This window comes from Paraburkholderia sp. RL17-373-BIF-A, from assembly GCF_046030175.1.
GTDB lineage: Bacteria > Pseudomonadota > Gammaproteobacteria > Burkholderiales > Burkholderiaceae > Paraburkholderia.
This window is the reverse complement of record NZ_JARESO010000314.1, coordinates 1-902: the sequence shown is the minus strand read 5'-3', so window position 1 is coordinate 902 and position 902 is coordinate 1. Positions and strand designations below refer to the sequence as shown.

1 protein-coding gene is annotated in these 902 nt (G+C 56.2%); it reads left to right on the top strand.

Annotation, left to right across the window (positions count from 1 at the left end):
* A partial coding sequence (locus P0D80_RS50585) for a reverse transcriptase domain-containing protein (protein ID WP_408296378.1) occupies window positions 1-824 on the top strand: 824 nt, incomplete at its 5' end.
* Window positions 825-902 lie beyond the last annotated feature (78 nt).

Sequence of the window (902 nt, the reverse complement as noted above, 5' to 3'; positions counted from 1 at the left end):
TTGACCAGATCGATCATGCGTTGTTGATGAAGGCGGTGCGAAACCACATCAAGGAAGACTGGATCCTGCTGTATATCGAGCGGTGGCTTACTGCGCCATTCGAGACTGCAGACGGTGCCCGACTACCTCGGCAGAGGGGAACCCCGCAAGGCGGAGTAGTCAGTCCTATCCTGATGAATCTGTTCATGCATTATGCGTTCGACAGCTGGATGACGCGGACTTACCAACAACTTCCTTTCGCCCGCTACGCCGATGACGCAGTGGTTCACTGCCGCAGTCACGGGCACGGGCAGGCGGAAGAAGTGATGCGAGCTATCGCATCACGGCTGGAGCAGTGTGGTTTGACGATGCATCCGGAGAAGTCGAAGATCGTGTACTGCAAGGACGTGAACCGCACCTTAGCTTATCCGAACGTGCAATTTACCTTCCTCGGTTTTACGTTTAGACCGCGCCAGGCAATGAGCAGGTACAACCGGCGATTCACCAGTTTCCTGCCGGCGGCGAGCAACGATGCGCTGAAACGGATGAGGCAAACGGTACGGAGTTGGCAGATACATCGTCGGACTCCAGCCACGCTTGAAGACTTTGCGCAGCAATGCAATCCAACGATACAAGGGTGGTGGAACTACTATGGGGCGTTCTATCGAACGGCGATGTATGCGATCTTCCAATATGTCGATCGGAAGCTCGAGCGCTGGGCCAGACGGAAGTACAAGACACTGTCGCGACACAAACGACGTAGCGCTGAATGGCTACGCAAGATGGCAGCTGTCTACCCACGGTTGTTCGTTCACTGGCGGGTCGCTGGGGCAACGGTTGGCTGACGGGAGCCGTATGAGGCGAGAGTCTCACGTACGGTTCTGCGAGAGGCTTGAGGTGCAACCCCTCTGGCCTACTTACCA